Here is a 17919-nt window from a genome sequence, read left to right on the forward strand (position 1 = left end):
CCCGCAATTCATTCAGCGCAAGCTATTGGAAACGGAGGCACTTTAAAAGACTTGGCACCACATTGTGGGATGGTTATTGCGCCTGTCCTTGATTCCTTCTTTCGATGAACATATTCACGCCGATGACAACCAGCATATTGGTAAGCGCAAACAGGCCTGAAAGTACCAATCCGAAGACGAAAATGGTAAAGAAGATGTACATCATGACCGCACCAACACCTGCCGCAACGCCATTTCCTGAGGCCCAATCCCAAATGTAACCCCCTGTTCCCCAAAGCAATTCCAGAATCCAACTGAACAAAATAGGGCCTACTATGGCGAGGATGATCCCGAAAATCGCCATCGTCAAAAAGGCCCCCAAAAGGAATTTGAAAAAGGCACGCCAATAGGTTGGCTTCGGAAAAACCAATGCGACCAGCAATGAAGCCACGGTACACAAGACAGGAATGGTGATCCAATACCAAGAATCGCTTTGCGACCCTTCAGGCTCAATCTTGCTTAAAATGGTGATCCCCATCGAGAGGAATGCCAAAAATAGCATCGATTCCAAAACGGACCGACCGACAGTTTTTACAGATATCGCCATGAATCAAATTAACAACATGAATCCATGGCGACCAAATTCGATGCGAATTGATTGCCCAGAAACCGTTTTCACCAATACTCAACCCTTTTTCCAGGTATCGCGGAGATTAACGGTCAAGTTGAACACCTTCTTTGCATCGGTGCTGTCCTGATCGCAAATGAAATAGCCCTTGCGCATGAATTGGAAGCGGTCACCAGCGTTGGCGACGCCCAGACAAGGTTCGGCTTTTGCATTCTCGATCACCTGCAACGAATTGGGATTGATGAATTCCACGAAGTCGCGGTCCTCGGCAGTGGATTGACCATCAGGATCTTCCACGGAGAACAAACGGTCGTACAAGCGCACTTCAGCGTCCACGGAATCTGTTGCACTTACCCAGTGAATGGTTCCTTTGACCTTTTTACCGCTTGTATCACGTCCACTTCGCGAAGTCGGATCGATGCTGCAATGGATTTCGGTCACATGGCCATCTGCGTCCTTCACAAAGTCCTCACATTTGATGATGTAGGCACCTTTGAGGCGTACTTCCAAGCCCGGTCCGAGCCTGAAAAAGCCCTTGGGCGGATTCTCTTCGAAGTCGTCGCGCTCAATCCACAATTCCTTTCCAAACGGCACCAAACGTTCGCCGGTGGATGGATCCTCGGGATTGTTTTCGATTTCCATCATTTCCGTTTGGCCAACTTCCCAATTGGTAATCACCAATTTGAGCGGATCCAAGACGACCATAGCGCGAGTGGCGATTTTGTTCAGGTCTTCGCGAATCAAGAATTCGAGGAGGGAATAATCGGTGACCGACTTGACCTTCGTGACGCCGACGCGCTCGGCGAGGTTGCGCAGGGAAGCGGGCGTGTAGCCACGGCGGCGCAGACCGCAGATCGTCGGCATGCGTGGATCGTCCCAATCGCTGACGTAGCCTTCGGTGACCAAACGCAACAACCGGCGCTTGCTCATCACGACGTAGGTCAGGTTCAAGCGTGAAAATTCGATCTGACGGGAAGGAAAAATCCCCAATTGCTCGATGTACCATTCATACAGCGGGCGGTGGACTTCAAATTCGAGGGTGCAGATCGAATGCGTGACTTTTTCGAGCGAATCGCTTTGACCGTGCGCGAAGTCATAGGTCGGATAGATGACCCACTGGTCGCCGGTGCGGTGGTGATGCTTTTTGAGAATGCGGTACATGACCGGATCGCGCATCTGCATATTGGGCGAAGTCATATCGACTTTGGCACGCAAAACGTAGGTTCCCTCGTCAAATTCGCCATTTTTCATGCGCTCGAAGAGGTCGAGGTTACGCTCCACACTGCTGTTGCGGTGGGCGCTTTCCTCGCCCGGACGTGAAGGCACGCCGCGCTGACGGCTCATCTCCTCCTGCGGGGTATCGTCGACGTATGCCTTTCCTTGCTTGATCAATTCGACGGCCCAGTCGTAGAGCTGCGGGAAATAATCGGAGCAATAGTATTCAGCATCCCACTGAAAACCAAGCCATTGAATATCTTCCTTGATGCCGTCGACGTAGCGGGTCTCTTCCTTGGTCGGGTTGGTATCGTCAAAACGCAGGTTGCATTTGCCGCCATATTCCTTGGCAAGTCCAAAATCCAAGCAGATTGCCTTGGCGTGACCGATGTGCAAATACCCATTCGGCTCAGGCGGAAACCGCGTCTGAATGCTCAAATGCTTGCCCGACTTCAAATCTTCGGCAACAATCTCCTCGATAAAGTTGCCCGGGGAGGATGAATTTTCAACTGGATGGCTCATGGCGCAAAGTTAAGTGAATAGTGAAAAGGGAAAAGTGAAAAGTCTGTGCTTTCACTTAGCAGTTAGAAATTAGCGGTTAGCAGTTTTGCAATTTGGAATTAGCTCGCTGATCCCTACAGGTTTACTAACGTGATTGCTCTCATGTGTAAACATTCAAAGACTCAGTTTGCTTTTCAAGGTCTTGTGATGTTGTGCTATGCAGTTGTTCTCAGTTATCCTTGAGCTTGGCGGGGCCCCTCTGGGGGACGTGATGCTTCGCAATTGACTTCGTCGATTGCTTCGCAGTTCTCCATTCTCCATTCTCAATTAGCTTCGCTGAACCCTTCGGGTTTCTCAATTCCCTTCACCTTGAATCCCCATCCAAAATCGTGGACTTCGCAGTCAATGGTGACGGGCTTGCCAGGTTCAGGCGCTGGCGTGAGCGGATAAAATGCTTGTCCCCAGTGTTCAAATTCGCCGCCGGGGCCGCTGCTGCGGAGGGTATCTGCATCCAGTTCCAGTTCAAACCACATCAAAATGCCATCGATATTTTTGTTTTCGACGTTTTCAAAGCGGATGGAAAATCGCTCGGGTTCTTCTTCTGAAATGGCCTTTCCGGGGCGCAAGAAGTCAAAAACGCGCAGGGGCAAAATCTCGGAAACGCCATAATCGTGGTCTGAACGCAAGTACATGGTCTTGCGTCCACCTGCTTGACGGAATTTGTCAAATTCGCGGAGATCAAATCCTTCCACATTTTCAAGGCCGGGATCATAGTAGCTTTCGGGCAATTCGATCAATTGCACCATCACGGTCGCACCTGCTGGAATGACGCGGGTATCTTCGTGCGCCAAACTCCGCAAGGCTGCCCGGATACTGGGCAACATGCCTTCGCCCAGCAGAGAAACATCCAAAATTTCCGACACGATGACATCGACGCGTTCGGCAACTTCTTTGCCCAATTTCAGCAAGCGGGAGTCAAGTGCATGCACTTTGACCTTGTCGGCATAACCGTTTTTGAGGATGATCGCCTTGGCGACCTCGGCGATGGCCGGCTCTCGCTCGCAAGCAATCACCTCCGAGGCACCTGCGCGTATGGCCATCATCGCGAGCAGGCCCGAACCCGTTCCGATATCCAGAACGGTGTCGCCGGGTTGCATCAAACTGCGCAAGACCTTGTCGTAGGCGCGGTTGCGCCCTTCATCTGCCAACATCGAAAAATGCCATGCAGGCACTTGATCGGCCAAAAGCAACTGCAAGTTGCGCGCGGCTCCGCTGTGACCCGGCTGAATCAGCAAGGCGCGCTCAAATGCCAAGCGTGCATCGTCGATGCGCCGCATGTCGCGCAGCGTATTGCCTTTTTGGATCCATCGATCTACGAGTGTGGGATCGATTTCAAGGGCCTTTTCGATCGCCGCAAGCGCTTCTTCAAAACGACCTACGTCAGACAAAAATTTACCTTTGAGCGTCCATAAAAGGGCCGCATCCGGCAAGATTTCCAATCCCAGATTGAGTTGCCGCCAAGCTGCCGGCCAATCTCCCAATTCTGACAGCAATGCTGCGAGGTTGTGATTTGCACCGACATGCGCGGGGTTCACGGAAAGTGCTTTTTCAAACGAAGAAAGGGCCTCAATCGGGCGGTCTGTCTTCGCGAGCACATTTCCGAGGTTAAAATGGCCCTGGAAAAGCTCAGGATTCAGCGCTGTGGCGCGTTTGAACTTCTTTTCGGCCATTGCAAACTCACCGCGATCAAAGAAGATATTCCCCAAATTGTAATGGGCGAGGGCATTCTTTTCGTCGAGATGGAGCACCTGCTGATAAGCTTGTATCGCCTGTTCCTGCTCGCCGATTGCCAACAAGGTAGAGGCGCGATTGATCACCGCATCCAAATTAATGGGGTTGACAATCAATGCTTTATCGACATACTTCAAGGCTTGATCAAAATTCCCCTTGGTGTATTGTATGGCGGCCATGTTGGTCAGGACAGCATCCGCCAAGGGTACATCCTTTAAAATTTGGCCATAAAGTAGTTCGGCTTCCGCAAGTCGGCCGGCTTTGTGGGCAGCGACGGCCTTTGCGTAGCGTTGTTCCAATTCCTTCGTATTCATAGAGATTCAGCGGGTGGGCGGCGAAGTTACGGAAATTTTGGTGGCAGCAGACTAGCCTGATGGATTCAGGGGGCAAATGCTCCGTGGCGGTGTGGAAATGAAGCGCTTGCTGCCACAAAATTCAGGGTTTACATGAAAACAAATCATTGCATTTCCATGCCTGAAGCCTTTTACCTCCCCCATTTGAAGGAAAAAATCTAACTTGTATCCGAACACAAAAATGATTGCGATGAAGCGTTTGACGCATGTTATTGTTGCTATTCTGATGCTTTTGACGGTGGTTTTACCGTTGAAATCGGCCGCACAATGGATCACCCACGGACCAATTATTGGGGCTGTCGGCCCTGACAGTGCATCCGTTTACATCCGAAGTACGTTCGCGATGAGCTTCGATTTGGAATATTCCACCGATCCCCAATTTGGGAGTGGCGTATCAACGTTGAGTTCGGCGACGAGCCCCAATCTCGACAATTCGAAGATTGTTTCACTTCAAGGATTGGTGCCTTCGACGCGTTATTACCTCCGGTTCAAATTCTCAGGGCAAATCGATTCAACGCAAGGCAGCTTCAAAACCTTTCCCGTTTCCGGTCAAGCAGGCCACTACGTGCTGACGGCAGGTTCCTGTCAAGAAACCGCCGATATGGACGTATTTCTCGAAATTCCACGACACGACCCCGATCTTTTCATCCACCTCGGCGACTGGACCTATCCGAGTTATCAATTGCCGAGCAACTATCCCGAGGATTGGAGCATGGTAGAATTGAGTTACCGCAAGCGTTACGAGGAAATCAATATGCGCGAGATGTTGCGGGACTTGCCCGTGGACTATGTCTATGACGACGACGACTTCACCGAGGGGGGCAGCACCCGCAATTATTACAACGACATCCTGGATTCGACAGTGGGCCTCCTCACCTATCACCGCATTGTGGAAACCTATGTGCCCGACTCCGTGCGCCGAAATGTGATTAAAGGCTATCAGCAGTTTTTTCCGCATTATGGCCTCGTGGACACCAGCGAAGGGATTTTTCACAAGTTCACTTTGGGAAATGCAGAAGTGTTTTTCCTGGACACGCGCAGTACGGCGAGCCCCCTCAGCAGTACCTTGAAACTGGATACCCAATCCGGCCAATATTCCTTTGATCCGGGGCCGGACAATACCCTTCTACGGCAAATCCAGATGAATTGGTTGCTCGATGGACTCCGCAACAGCACAGCAGATTGGAAGGTGATTTGCATTGGCAATGTGTTCAACAAGAGTGAAAAACGCTACATCGACTTTGGATTGCAGAGTCAATTGGTGAATGTACCCGGGGTCGGATCGGGATTCAGTTTTGCGACGGCTTTCAGCAACAATTGGTCGGGTTTTCCAACGGATCAGAACCGGTTACTCAATTTCATCGACAGTCTGGGATTGAAGGACATTTTCATTTTGAGTGGCCAATCGCATAACAATGTGGTCGACGATGGAACCAATGCCGGCTTGCCGGAATTGAATGCCAGCGGATTGAGTGTCGCGGACCGCAGCCTTTCCCAGCAAATGCAATTGCTTTCCTTGTTTGGGTTGCCGGCATTGACCGATTCCCTGTGGAATGGCGGCGGAAACGGACTCAATGGTGGGAGCTTGAACAATGGCTTTGGCAAGGTCGAGATCTTTGGACGCGATTCCTGCCGGTTAAGCGCTGTCGACAAAGTCGGCGACGTGATGGGAAGTGTTTTGTTGTTGCATTCTTCCTTACTGAGCGCAGCAAACAATGCTGAGCCCGTCCTGGAATGGCAAGTCTCTCCAATCCCGAGCAATGATCAAATCACGATTCGCCTCGGCAACCCACCTTTTGTGGCGGATTTCCAGCTTGTGAATGAATTTGGTGCCGTGGTGAGATCAGGTAGAATGGTTGGGGGTGAATATGTGATGTCGATCGATCGGCTACCTGCGGGCGTGTATGCCTTACGCATCGTGCAAGGCGCACGGTCGGATGTGCGAAGGGTCGTGATTGCGCGCTAATCCGCAGATTACCAACCTATTCAACAATAATGGAACGCACCCAATGGCCTCCATTTATCTCAAAATCCAAGTAATACGTTCCTGGTACAGACTGTGGAAGTGTGATTTGGCCTTTTGAAGGTATTCCCTGTTTTTCGGTGATCAGCGTCCCTTTTGAATCCAGCATCCGTAGGTGGATGCTTGCCGATGGTGCTTGTTCAAATTCCCATCGAAGGATACCATGATTGGGGTTAGGAAAAACCTTGAGCCCTGCATTCCATGCGCTTGAGTTCGAAACGGGCACCACAAACAACGAATCAGAGGTCAGTCGATGGTGGAAAATGCTGTCGACCTGAACGGAAACCTTGTAGTTTCCTGGAGCTGTGACCCAAAGCGTATCTGATTGGCCTCCTAGCGCTGTGGAAACGGTATCTCCATCACGGTACCATTGCCAGGCATAGCCACCCGTCGTCCAAAGCTGCTGCCCATTTTGCTGCAATTGAGGTCTTGGCATCGCCATCACGCGCAGAATTTCGTTTGCCAATATTCGGTGCGTCGCCGAATCAGGATGGATCCCGTCGGGAAAGCCTGACGAAAGGTTTGCGGTAAAGCGTTGCAGGTCAATCTGATCCAAGCAATATTGGCGTGCATGTGCCTCGATTTTTGGCACGATCGAATCGGTCAACACCTGTGGATCAATCCCGAATAATCCGCTGAATGCCGTTGTGGGTAGCCCGATCCAGCAATGGGGATTGGAAGACAACGTATCGACAGCCCGCCACAAAGAATCATAATCTGCAGAAAATCGACTGCTGTAGGTTCCCCAAATTCCTGCCTTCGAATCGTTGATTCCCAGCAGAATCAATACCTCCTCAGGTCCAAAAAGCAACAAATGCCGGAATGGGTCGCTGAGGTGGTAGGGATTACCTGCCGCTCGAATCACAGCCGTACCCGAAGCTCCAAAATTCCCGACAAGGGTCCCGATTCCCAATGAATCTTGGATTACCGTCGTGAAACTCTCCCGCGGAGGATCTGAAAGCCCGTAGCCAAATGTAATGCTGTTCCCGACGAATGCCACCCGACGACCCGTGGGTGATGTGCAAGCCGAGTCACAAAATCCGAAGCAAACCATCGGCAAAAGGGTATCGTTCAATGGAACGGTCAGCAACCGATAGGTATTGAAAGCGCATTCGCCCCAAACGCCTTCCGTTTCCTGCCAAGTGTTGCCATTCACGAATTTGTACATGATCTCCGAACCTGTAGCCAAGTTGATCGATACAGCGTATTGCCCCACTCCTACCGCCGTCATCGCCGTGGCCGCCGGATCAAACCCGTTCAATGTTCCCAAAACATGAATGCCATTCGGAGAAAGATTGGGTTCATGGCTAAGATCGACTTGGAATGTCACCACAGTTGCCTTTCCTGTCTGGAAACCCAATGCCCAGAAGGCGATCAACACCCAAAAGCAAAGCATCAACCGTGGCTGAATCGTATTCATTCCCTCAAAATAGACGAAATTATTTCAGAAATGGCGAATCCAACCTCTCACGACCACGTTTGACGCTTCCGACCTGCGCTTTTCAATCAACCAGATCTATCTGCAATCTCCTGCGAGACGTTTATAGGCCCCCTGTCGAATTGGTAAAAAAGAAGATTGGCAGCCAGCCATTCCCAAGGGAACAACCGACTGCCAATTCTCCATTTTCAATTATCAACTTTACATTGACAGATGATTACCTGTTCAGCACCAACTTCTTGGTCATCACCGTGCCGTTGCTTGTAACAAGCTTGGCAAAGTAGATACCTTGAGCGACGCTTGAAGGCTTCCATTCGACTTCATAGCTGCGGTTGGCTTCTGCCAAACCGTCAAACAGAACTGCAACTTCCTCGCCCGTCATGCTGTAGACACGCAGTTCGGCAGCGCCATCCTGTGGAAGGCTGAAGCGCACCGTTGTCATGCTGCTGAATGGGTTAGGGAAGGCTGCCAATTCAGCCTCGCCACCGTCTTGAGCGGCAGCTGCGCTGCTTGGCTCATTGGTTTTGAGGTTGGTACATGGCGATACCGCGCCGCAAGCGCCGAGGTAGTCAGCCGTGTGTCCAGGGATGTGCTGACCAACTGCATTGACAGCGACACAGATCGTCTGCGGATTGCCACCGTTTCCGGGAGGCGTGTGGCAGATGGTGATCTTCTGCAGGTTGTTTCCGCAGCGGATGTCAGTGGCGTTCACCACCATGCAATCGGTGTAGGTACAGCCGTTGGCATCGGTCACCGTGTAGCAGTAAGTGGTGGTCACCGATGGGCAAACCGTCACCGTTGAGCTGTTGCTCACCAATGTTCCGGTCGACGAACCGATGTTCCAGCTTACGACATAAGGTGCAACACCGCCAGTTTGTGTTCCCACGAGGGTTGCACAGTTGTTGGTGGTGTAACCGAAGAGCACGCACTGATCAGGACCTGCATCCGACACCACAGGCGCAGGCTGCGTCAGGGTGAATGTGCTGGTCGTGCTGCAGCCGTTGGCATCGGTCACGGTCACAGTGTAGGTACCTGCGGACAAGCCGCTGACATCTTCTGTGGTTGCGCCGTTGCTCCATGCAAAGTTGTAGGCCAGGCAGCTTGCGCCACCGGTGACGGTCAGATTGATCGAACCGTTGCTTTCGCCGAAGCACCTGATGTTGTAGCCACCCACGTAGGTTGCCGCAACGCCGCTGCTTTGCAACAATGTAGGCTCGGTCAGCGTGAAGCTGCTCGACGTGCTGCATCCGTTGGCATCGGTGATCGTCACAGAATAAGTACCGGCGGTCAAGCCAGATACGTCTTCGGTGGTTGCACCGTTGCTCCAGTTGTAGGTGTAAGCCACGCAGCTTGCGCCGCCGGTTACCGTCAAGTTGATGCTGCCATCAGCTGCACCATTGCAGCTCACGTTGGTTCCGCAAGCATAAGTTGCTGCGACGCCAGCGCTAGCCAAAACTGCAGGCTCGGTCAGCGTGAAGCTGCTCGAAGTGCTGCATCCGTTGGCGTCGGTGATCGTCACAGAATAGGTTCCGGCAGTCAAGCCAGAAACGTCTTCGGTGGTTGCACCATTGCTCCAGTTGTAGGTGTAAGCCACGCAGCTTGCGCCGCCTGTCACTGTCAAGTTGATGCTTCCGTCAGATGCACCGTTGCAGCTTACGTTCGTGCCGCAGACATAAGTCGCAGCCACACCGCTGCTTGCCAACAAGGCAGGCTCGGTCAAGGTGAACGTGCTCACAGTCGAGCAACCATTGGCGTCGGTGGTGGTCACAGAATAGGTACCGGCGGTCAAGCCAGACACGTCTTCGGTGGTTGCACCGTTGCTCCAGTTGTAGGTGTAAGCCACGCAGCTTGCGCCGCCTGTCACTGTCAAGTTGATGCTTCCGTCAGATGCACCGTTGCAGCTTACGTTCGTGCCGCAGACATAAGTCGCAGCCACACCGCTGCTTGCCAACAAGGCAGGCTCGGTCAAGGTGAACGTGCTCACAGTCGAGCAACCATTGGCGTCGGTGGTAGTCACAGAATAGGTACCGGCGGTCAAGCCAGACACGTCTTCGGTGGTTGCACCGTTGCTCCAGTTGTAGGTGTAAGCCACGCAGCTTGCGCCGCCTGTCACTGTCAAGTTGATGCTTCCGTCATATGCACCATTGCAGCTTACGTTCGTGCCGCAGACATAAGTCGCAGCCACACCGCTGCTTGCCAACAAGGCAGGCTCGGTCAAGGTGAACGTGCTCACAGTCGAGCAGCCGTTGGCGTCGGTGGTAGTCACAGAATAGGTACCGGCGGTCAAGCCAGACACGTCTTCGGTGGTTGCACCGTTGCTCCAGAGATAGGTGTAGGTCAAGCAGCTTGCACCGCCCGTCACTGTCAAGTTGATGCTGCCGTCGCTTGCGCCGTTGCAAGAAACATTCGTTCCGCAAGTGTAGGTCGCAGCGACACCGCTGCTCACCAACAATGCAGGCTCCATCAATTCGTCGGAGGCAAATGCCTGACATCCGTTGGCGTCGGTTACCGTCACCGCAACTGCGATGGCAGACAATCCGCTGATTGTCGAAGTGGTACCCAACGTGTTCCAAACATAGGTGTAAGGACCGCATCCGCCAGCCACGCTCACTGTTGCACTACCGTCGTTGGAGCCGTTGCAGCTCACGTTGTAGCCACAAGCGTATGTACCCAAGGCGATATTAGCGGTGAGCAAAGCAGGCTCGGTCAAGGTGATCGTGCTGCTTGTCGTACAACCGTTGCGGTCGGTTGCGGTCACAGAATAGGTACCTGCGGCCAAGCCGCTGATGTCTTCCGTGGTCGCGCCGTTGCTCCAGTTGTAGATGTAAGGAGCCGTTCCGCCGGTTACCGTGTAGTCGATGCTGCCGTCGGTTGCACCGTTGCAGCTCACATTGTAGCCGCAGCTGCGTACCAAGGCGCTGATCGCGTCGGTCATCAACGGTGGCTCGGTCAATGTGATCGACTGTACGTTTGAACAGCCATTGGCATCGGTCACCGTCACGCTGTAAGTTCCAGCCGTCAAGCCGCTGACCAATTGCGTCGATGCACCGTTGCTCCAAGCGTAGTTGTAAGCAGGCGTTCCGCCGCTCACATTCGCGAAGATCATACCGTCAGATGCACCGTTGCAGGAGATGTTCCAGCCGCCTTGGTAGACTTGTGGGATCAACGTGTTGGCCAACAGGGCAGGCTCGGTCAATGTGATGCTCGACGTGGTCACGCAGCCATTGGCATCGGTGATCGTCACGCTGTAGGTTCCGGCACCGATGTTGGACAAGTCCTCGGTCGTGGCACCGTTGCTCCAGAGATAGGTATAAGCCAAGCAGCTTGCGCCGCCGCCAACCGTCAAGTCGATGCTGCCGTCAGCTGCTCCGTTGCAGCTCACGTTCCAGCCGCCCTGATAGGTCGGGCTCGTTGTGGCGCTCGTCAACAAGGCAGGCTCGGTGAGTGTCACCGACGCAGTTGTCGTCGTTCCGTTCAAGTCCGTCACCGTCACCGAATGTGTGCCTGCACCCAATCCTGTTGCGGTTGCGGTCGTCTGACCGTTGCTCCAGAGATAGGTGTAACCCAAGCATCCACCAGTCGTGGCGACCGTTGCGCTGCCGTTCGTTGCACCGTTGCAAGTCACGTTGTAACCGCAAGCAAACGTTGGGCTGCTCGTGGTAGCGACCAACGGATCGTTGGTCACCGTCACGGTCGCTGCGCAAGTGCTGCTGTTGCCGTTCACGTCCGTCACCGTCAAGGTCACGTTGTTCACGCCCAAGTCATCGCATGTGAAAGTGTTCGGATTCAGCGTGGTGCTTGCGATACCGCAAGCGTCAGAGCTGCCGTTGTTGATGCTGCTTGCTGCAACCGTTTGGCTACCGCTGCTTGCCAAGTTGATCGTCACGCTCTGGCAAAGCGCCACAGGGGCGACGTTGTCCTGAACAGTCACGCTAGCCGAGCAAGTGCTGCTGTTGCCGTTGACGTCGGTCACGGTCAACACCACGTTGTTTCCACCCGTGAAGCTATGGCCTCCGAGGTTGGCGCTGTTGTCGACTGCAAAGCCGGTCCACTCAGATACCAAACTTGGGAAACCAATTGCATTCGCTGTATTACCAGCCGAGATGCCTGCATTCCTTACCAACGTACGGTCAACAGTGCTCAGGCCTCCACCCGTCCAAGCAGTACCTGGATCTTGACCAATGCGGCCGATGATATCGATTGCAGTCGTGCCATTGCGCAACTCGATCGCATCATTTCCATTGTAGAAGCTAGAAGCACTCAACAAGTCTGCCTGCGAAGTGAATGCACCGCCTGCAAGGCTGCTGCATACGACAAAGACATCACCATTGGCAACAGTACCGCTCAAGTTGATCACGGTACCAGCCGACGTACTACCATTGAAGTAGTAACGGAGCGAGTATCCGGAGAGATTCACCGCAGCGCCAGTGCCATTGAAGATTTCAATACACTTGTTGTTGCTTGAGCCCTCGATGTACTCGGAGATAAACAAGCTCGCAGCAGGTGTACCATTGACGTTTGCGCAAGTGAATGCAGTTGGGCTCAAAGAGGTGCTTGCGATTCCGCAGGCATCGGTCGAACCATTGTTGACAGCAGCAGCGTTGGTCGAACCATTACCGGTATTGTCCAATTGAACGGTCACGTTCTGGCAGAGTGCAACAGGTGCAATCAAATCCTGAACCGTTACAATTGCCGAACAGGTGGCGGTATTACCTCCGATGTCTGTCACTGTGAGGATCACGGTATTGCCGGAACCGACATTGGCGCAACCGAAGCTGCTGTTGTTCAGGCTCAAACCAGTAATCGTACAGTTGTCAGTAGAACCGTTGTTGACAGCAGCAGCGGTGGTCGAACCCACGCCCGCGGCATTCAATTGCACGGTTACAGACTGGCAAAGGGCCACAGGAGCCACAATGTCATTGTCTGTAATGGTCACCGCGTTGCTTGCAGCTGTGCAACCGTTGGCATCTGTAACCTGCACCGAATAGGTACCTGCACCGATGTTATTGGCAGTTACACCAGTCTGACCGCCAGGGGTCCAGAGGTAGCTGTAAGAAGGCGTGCCACCCGTAGCAAGTGCCGAGGCACTACCGTTGGTGTAGCCAGGGCAAGTTGCATTGACACCTGAAGCAGTGACAGATGGATTGGCAAAAACCGTCACAGCAACCGGACCAGCCGTAGCTGTACATCCATTTGCAGAAGTAACGGTTACACTGTAATTCCCTGCCGTGGCCACCGTGATGCTTTGCGTTGTTTCGCCCGTGCTCCAGAGATAACCTGCAGCCTGCGTTGCAACGAGGGTCACACTTCCGCCGTTGCAGAAGCTTGTGTTACCAACGTTGGTGATCGTAGCCGTGTTGGTCAATCCGCCAAGGATGATGTCATCAATGCGGTATTGTGTTGTTCCCAGATTGGTAAAGCGAATCCGGAGATTTGCTGCCGAAGGGAAACCGACTGCCGTCATTGTGGACCAAACTGCGGTACCGGTACCCGTTGGAAGCAGCGAATGGAAAATCGTATTGTACGTGATCCCGTCCGTGCTCGCCTGAATCAAAAAGTCGCTACCATTGGATGCGGTAGTGCTTTTGAAGATACCAAAGGCCATACCCATTGTCGAGAAGGAAGAGGTATTGATTCCTGAAATCTCGAATGTGCGGCCTGCGCCGGTGAAAAATACGTTGGCACCGCCAGAGGCTCCACCGTAGCCTACGCTAGGTAGCGTATTGCGGACGTCAGCTGTACCCGTCATGGTATAACCATCATTGTCAAAGCCGTTGGCAGCTTCATGCGTTGGAATCAGTGTGGTTGCCGTCACATTTCCAATGCGCTCAGCAAATACTTGGCTGTTTCCACTGAAGGTATTGACCGTGATCGTGAATGAACAGACTGCTGTGTTGCCGCTTGCATCCGTAGCAGTGTAGCTCACCGTGTTGGCTCCCAATGGGAAAGCAGCACCGGATGACAGTCCGCCAGTCTGTGCAACACTCACGCCAGGACAGTTGTCCGTAGCCGTAGCTGCACTGTAGGTAACGACTGCAGTGGAAGTACCTGCGACTGAGCAAACCGTTTGGTTCGCAGGGCAAGTAATCACAGGAACCTGATTATCAGTCACCGTCACTGTAAAGGAACAGGTTGCAGAGTTGCCGCTGCCATCTACTGCCCTGAACGTGTTGGTGGTCACGCCGACTGGGAAGGTGCTGCCAGAAGCAGATCCGCCGATCAACGATACAGAAACACCTGCACAATTGTCAGTTGCAGTTGCAGAAGCAAAGCTCACTGCTGCACCGCAAATTCCATTCGAAGCAGGTACCGTCACGTTGGCAGGGCAGCTGATCGATGGCAATGTGTTGTCTACGACCGTCACAGTGGCATTGCAAGTTGCAGTCAACTGCCCATCGCTCACAGTCAACACCACGCTGGTATTGCCCAAAGCATAAGGACCGGCAGGTGAAACAGCATACGTCAATGGATCACCATTCGGATCAGAGCTGCCATTGTTGAACTGGCTGGCAGTTGCAGAACCTTGGCAGTTGCCATTGGCGGAAACCGTCACGTTCTGGCAAACAGCCACAGGTGGCAGGTTGCACTGAATGACAGACACAGATTGTGTTGAAGAATTGCCACAGCTGCTGCCTGGTGCAAATTGGACACCGTCGTTGAAGGCGTTCCAGCTCGTGGAGTTACGACCGGGGGTCGTCACAGCCTGCGTTCCGCCATTGTCTTGGATGCCTTGGGTGTGCAAACCTCCGTCAGAGTTCATCTGTGATGTGTGGATCTGAATGATATTCGATCCTTCGTACAAATGAATCTGTGTGGTCACGTTGAAATAGCCATAGCTACCTGAATAGTGGGGAATATCCCAGCTGATCACGCAAACACGGCTACCCGGTGCACCTGTAGTGTTGTAGGAAACCGATCCACCACCTGGAGGATACAAGTCTTCCCATGCTGCTGCAATGATGTTGGTCGGACCAAATGGCTGCGGAAGCAATCCACCTGAGCAGCAACCATTCTGGAAGGTTCCCAAGTTGAAGCTGATAAAACCATTCGAAGAAATCTCAAACTGGCTATAGTTCACACCATAGAAGTTGAAGTTGAATCCGATGGGAACAGCTGATGACATTGCATCATCGCTCAAGGAGACGAAGTTGCCACCTGTTGGGCGTGGGCTGAAAGGTACAGCACTGTAGGAATAGCTACCTGTAGATCCTGGAATCGTATAGGTCACGTTGTAAGTGCCGACAGAAACCGAGGTAGGATCAAACGTATTGCCAACAACGCCTGAACCGGAGAAAGTTCCTCCAGGTGTAGCAGGAGTCAGTGTCGCTGGTCCGGCTGTGGTGCAATAGGTCGAATTCAAGCCGGTGAAGCTCGCATTTGGCAATGGCGTAACCGTTACCATAGCAGCATCCGAAGCAACGCAACCTGCACCGCTTGTAGCAGTCAAGGTATAGTTGGTGGTGGTGCTTGGTGTTGCCGTTGGATTCAGGATCGAAGCGTTGTTCAAACCTGTACCAGGAGTCCACAAAAGGCTGGAATAACCGGAGCCGGAACCATTCAATGTCGTGCTTTGACCAGCACAAACAGTTGCATCAGGTCCAGCACTTACGGTTGGAAGTGGATTCACGGTCACCGTCATTTGGCTGGAGCTTGAGCATCCGCTGCTGCTGCCAAAAAGGACCTCCATCGTCTGGCTTGGAGAATTACATCCGCCCGTCGTGATACCACCCCAGTTGAGGTTGTTGATCTCAGGTCGAACGACATAGACGTTGGGCGCTGGGCTTTCGCAGCTGCAATTGGAAGCATTGACGGTGAGCACCACCCCAGGGGAACCTGGGCAAGGTGAGGAGCCCGAAACACAACCCACGGACACAGCCCAAACATTGCCGCTGAGATCCGTGAAGGAGTAGTTGGATGCAGTACGCAATGCAGCTGCAATATTTGCAACAGCTACAGGGTCAGAAAGCGTAATGCCCAGCGGATTTGCCGAACCACGAATTGTCAATGTACTATAAGTCAACGAATTCAGCAATTGACTACGGAATGTACACCAAGCCGTTGCCTGTGTAAGTGGACTGACACCGCTGACGAATGCCTCATTGTAGGCGATCGAAGATCCACCACCACTATTGGAGGCTGTCAGCGTATAAGTGGTCGTCGTCGTTGGTGAAGCAACCGGATTCAAGATATTCGGATTGCTCAAACCAACGGTCGGACTCCAAGAATAGCTGGAACCATTGGTCGAACCATTCAACACGGTGCTTCCACCGGCGCAAATCGATGCGTTGGCACCTGCGTTGACCGCTGGAGGATTGTTGACCGTAACCGTAACCTGACTGGTAGCCGTACAACCGCCGCCACCACAGGAAAACGTCTGGAAAGTGTAGTCAAATCCAGGAAATGAACCATAACCGGGGTTAGCATACACCTGACCGCTTGGATAAGGATTGGTGGTGTTACCCGTCAAACCCAACGAACCATTTGTCGAGGTATATACCATGTAATAGGTTGTTCCTGGAGATACGCTGACAGAAGACCAGCTGACAGTGGCCGTACCACCTGGCGCGACGCCTGTGGCAGTTCCGCTGCGCAACAAGGTACCTCCCAAGTTGGGAAGGTTGGTGTACAGGCTGATGGTGATGTCACCCGTGCCTGAACCAACCCCTGGCTGCAAATAGACGCTTGCTCCACACATGGTGTTTTGCGCAGGAATAAACGATTGCGCAAGATCACCTTGGCTGAAGCCTGCCATGTAGGTATTCGTAGTCAATGAAGACTGATCGACACCACCTGAACCACCACCTGACGAAGCCGTCAAGGTATAGGTCGTTGTAGAAGATGGCGATGCCGTCGGATTGAGAATGTTGGGATTGCTCAAACCGATTGTTGGGCTCCAAGACACCGAAGTGTAGTTCGAAGCCGTTCCATTCAATTGAACGCTGCCACCGCCGCAAAGCGTGGCATTGGAACCTGCATTGGCCGTCGGGCTAGGGGTCACCGTCACGACCATTTGGTCGGTTGCTGTGCCGCAGTTGCCTGTCGTTGTCAATGTATACGTGGTTGTGGTGGTCGGAGAAGCGACTGGATTGGCTATATTGGGGTTGCTCAAACCATTCGTTGGTGACCAGGAATAGCTGTTTACGCTCGTTCCCGAACCATTCAAGGTGGTGCCTTGGCCTTGGCAAATGGAAACGTCGGCTCCGGCATTGGCCGTGGTCGTGCTTCCGCCAGTTACAGCGAGGTTGTAGGAACCGGAACCACCGCTCCAAGGTTCGACATCTACATAATAGGTGCCGGCAGCAAGGTTGACAGTGACTTCGGATGACAAACCGCAGAAGTCATCGTTTTGTGCCAAGACCGAGCCACCGCAGCAACCTGTGCTCACATAAATATATGTGTCAAAGGAGGAACCGCAAAGGCTGAAGGTCCAGTTTCCGGCACAAGGAATCGTCACACGATAGGTGCGGTCCAAACCAGTGCGCAAGTTACATTCATCACCTGATGTAGAGCCAGCATGGTTAAATGGTGCTGTAAAACTGTAATCAGGACACAAAATCGGGAGTGAATTCACCGTCACCTGCACGGATGCAAATGAAAAGGAGTTACTGCAATAGTATTGATCGAGCAATACATACAAGGTTCCCGTGAAGTTGGAGGTATAGACGATATTGGATTGCAATCCGCAGGCATCGTCATTGTAGGCGACTGCTTGCAAACTGGAATTGTACAAGGACAATTGTGTATCCCAACCTGCCAATCCGCAAGTTGTGAAGGTGTAGGTACCGCCAGCAACGACGTTAACGCCGATATAGTATCCAGCATAGTATCCAACTTGGACTGAGCTGCCTACACCACCCAAGGTATAACCGCCCCAATACGAATTGTCAAATCCGCACTGTGCTTGCACCTCATTCTTCGGAAGAAATGACATACACAACGCAAAAATGATCGCAACAATGAATCTTAGATTTTTCATATTCAGATGCATTAG

Annotated in this window: 6 protein-coding genes; 1 reads left to right on the forward strand and 5 read right to left on the reverse strand. The window is 52.7% G+C overall.

Annotation, left to right across the window (positions count from 1 at the left end; translation table 11 throughout):
* Positions 1 to 73: 73 nt before the first annotated feature.
* The 3 genes from IPN95_21345 to IPN95_21355 all read right to left on the reverse strand — a co-directional run bounded on the left by IPN95_21345 (position 74) and on the right by IPN95_21355 (position 4428).
* Positions 74 to 586, reverse strand: coding sequence for a hypothetical protein (locus IPN95_21345; GenBank protein MBK9451912.1), 513 nt, complete (start codon positions 584 to 586; stop codon positions 74 to 76).
* A 78-nt stretch (positions 587 to 664) separates the two neighbouring features.
* Positions 665 to 2344 carry a glutamine--tRNA ligase/YqeY domain fusion protein gene (locus tag IPN95_21350; protein ID MBK9451913.1) on the reverse strand — a complete coding sequence of 560 codons (1680 nt, stop codon included), beginning with the start codon at positions 2342 to 2344 and terminating at the stop codon, positions 665 to 667.
* 302 nt (positions 2345 to 2646) lie between these two features.
* Positions 2647 to 4428 carry a tetratricopeptide repeat protein gene (locus tag IPN95_21355; protein MBK9451914.1) on the reverse strand — a complete coding sequence of 594 codons (1782 nt, stop codon included), beginning with the start codon at positions 4426 to 4428 and terminating at the stop codon, positions 2647 to 2649.
* Positions 4429 to 4657: 229 nt separating this feature from the next.
* Here IPN95_21355 and IPN95_21360 point away from each other — a divergent pair, with 229 nt between their 5' ends.
* Entirely contained in the window at positions 4658 to 6433 is a 1776-nt protein-coding gene (locus IPN95_21360) for an alkaline phosphatase D family protein (protein MBK9451915.1), read from the forward strand.
* Positions 6434 to 6449: 16 nt separating this feature from the next.
* On the opposite strand, the gene IPN95_21365 is transcribed toward IPN95_21360, so the two are convergent.
* A complete protein-coding gene (locus IPN95_21365) occupies positions 6450 to 7910 on the reverse strand; it encodes a hypothetical protein (protein ID MBK9451916.1) in 1461 nt (486 codons plus the stop codon).
* Positions 7911 to 8145: 235 nt separating this feature from the next.
* On the reverse strand, positions 8146 to 17859 hold the full coding sequence (locus IPN95_21370) for an HYR domain-containing protein (protein ID MBK9451917.1): 9714 nt from the start codon (positions 17857 to 17859) through the stop codon (positions 8146 to 8148).
* Positions 17860 to 17919: the final 60 nt, after the last annotated feature.

The organism is Bacteroidota bacterium (assembly GCA_016718825.1).
Classification (GTDB): domain Bacteria; phylum Bacteroidota; class Bacteroidia; order J057; family JADKCL01; genus JADKCL01.

Coding starts and splice junctions, on each gene's coding strand:
- IPN95_21355 (MBK9451914.1), bottom strand. CDS start 4,428: ATGAATACGAAGGAATTGGAACAACGCTACGCAAAGGCCGTCGCTGCC.
- IPN95_21370 (MBK9451917.1), bottom strand. CDS start 17,859: ATGTCATTTCTTCCGAAGAATGAGGTGCAAGCACAGTGCGGATTTGAC.
- IPN95_21345 (MBK9451912.1), bottom strand. CDS start 586: ATGGCGATATCTGTAAAAACTGTCGGTCGGTCCGTTTTGGAATCGATG.
- IPN95_21360 (MBK9451915.1), top strand. CDS start 4,658: ATGAAGCGTTTGACGCATGTTATTGTTGCTATTCTGATGCTTTTGACG.
- IPN95_21365 (MBK9451916.1), bottom strand. CDS start 7,910: ATGAATACGATTCAGCCACGGTTGATGCTTTGCTTTTGGGTGTTGATC.
- IPN95_21350 (MBK9451913.1), bottom strand. CDS start 2,344: ATGAGCCATCCAGTTGAAAATTCATCCTCCCCGGGCAACTTTATCGAG.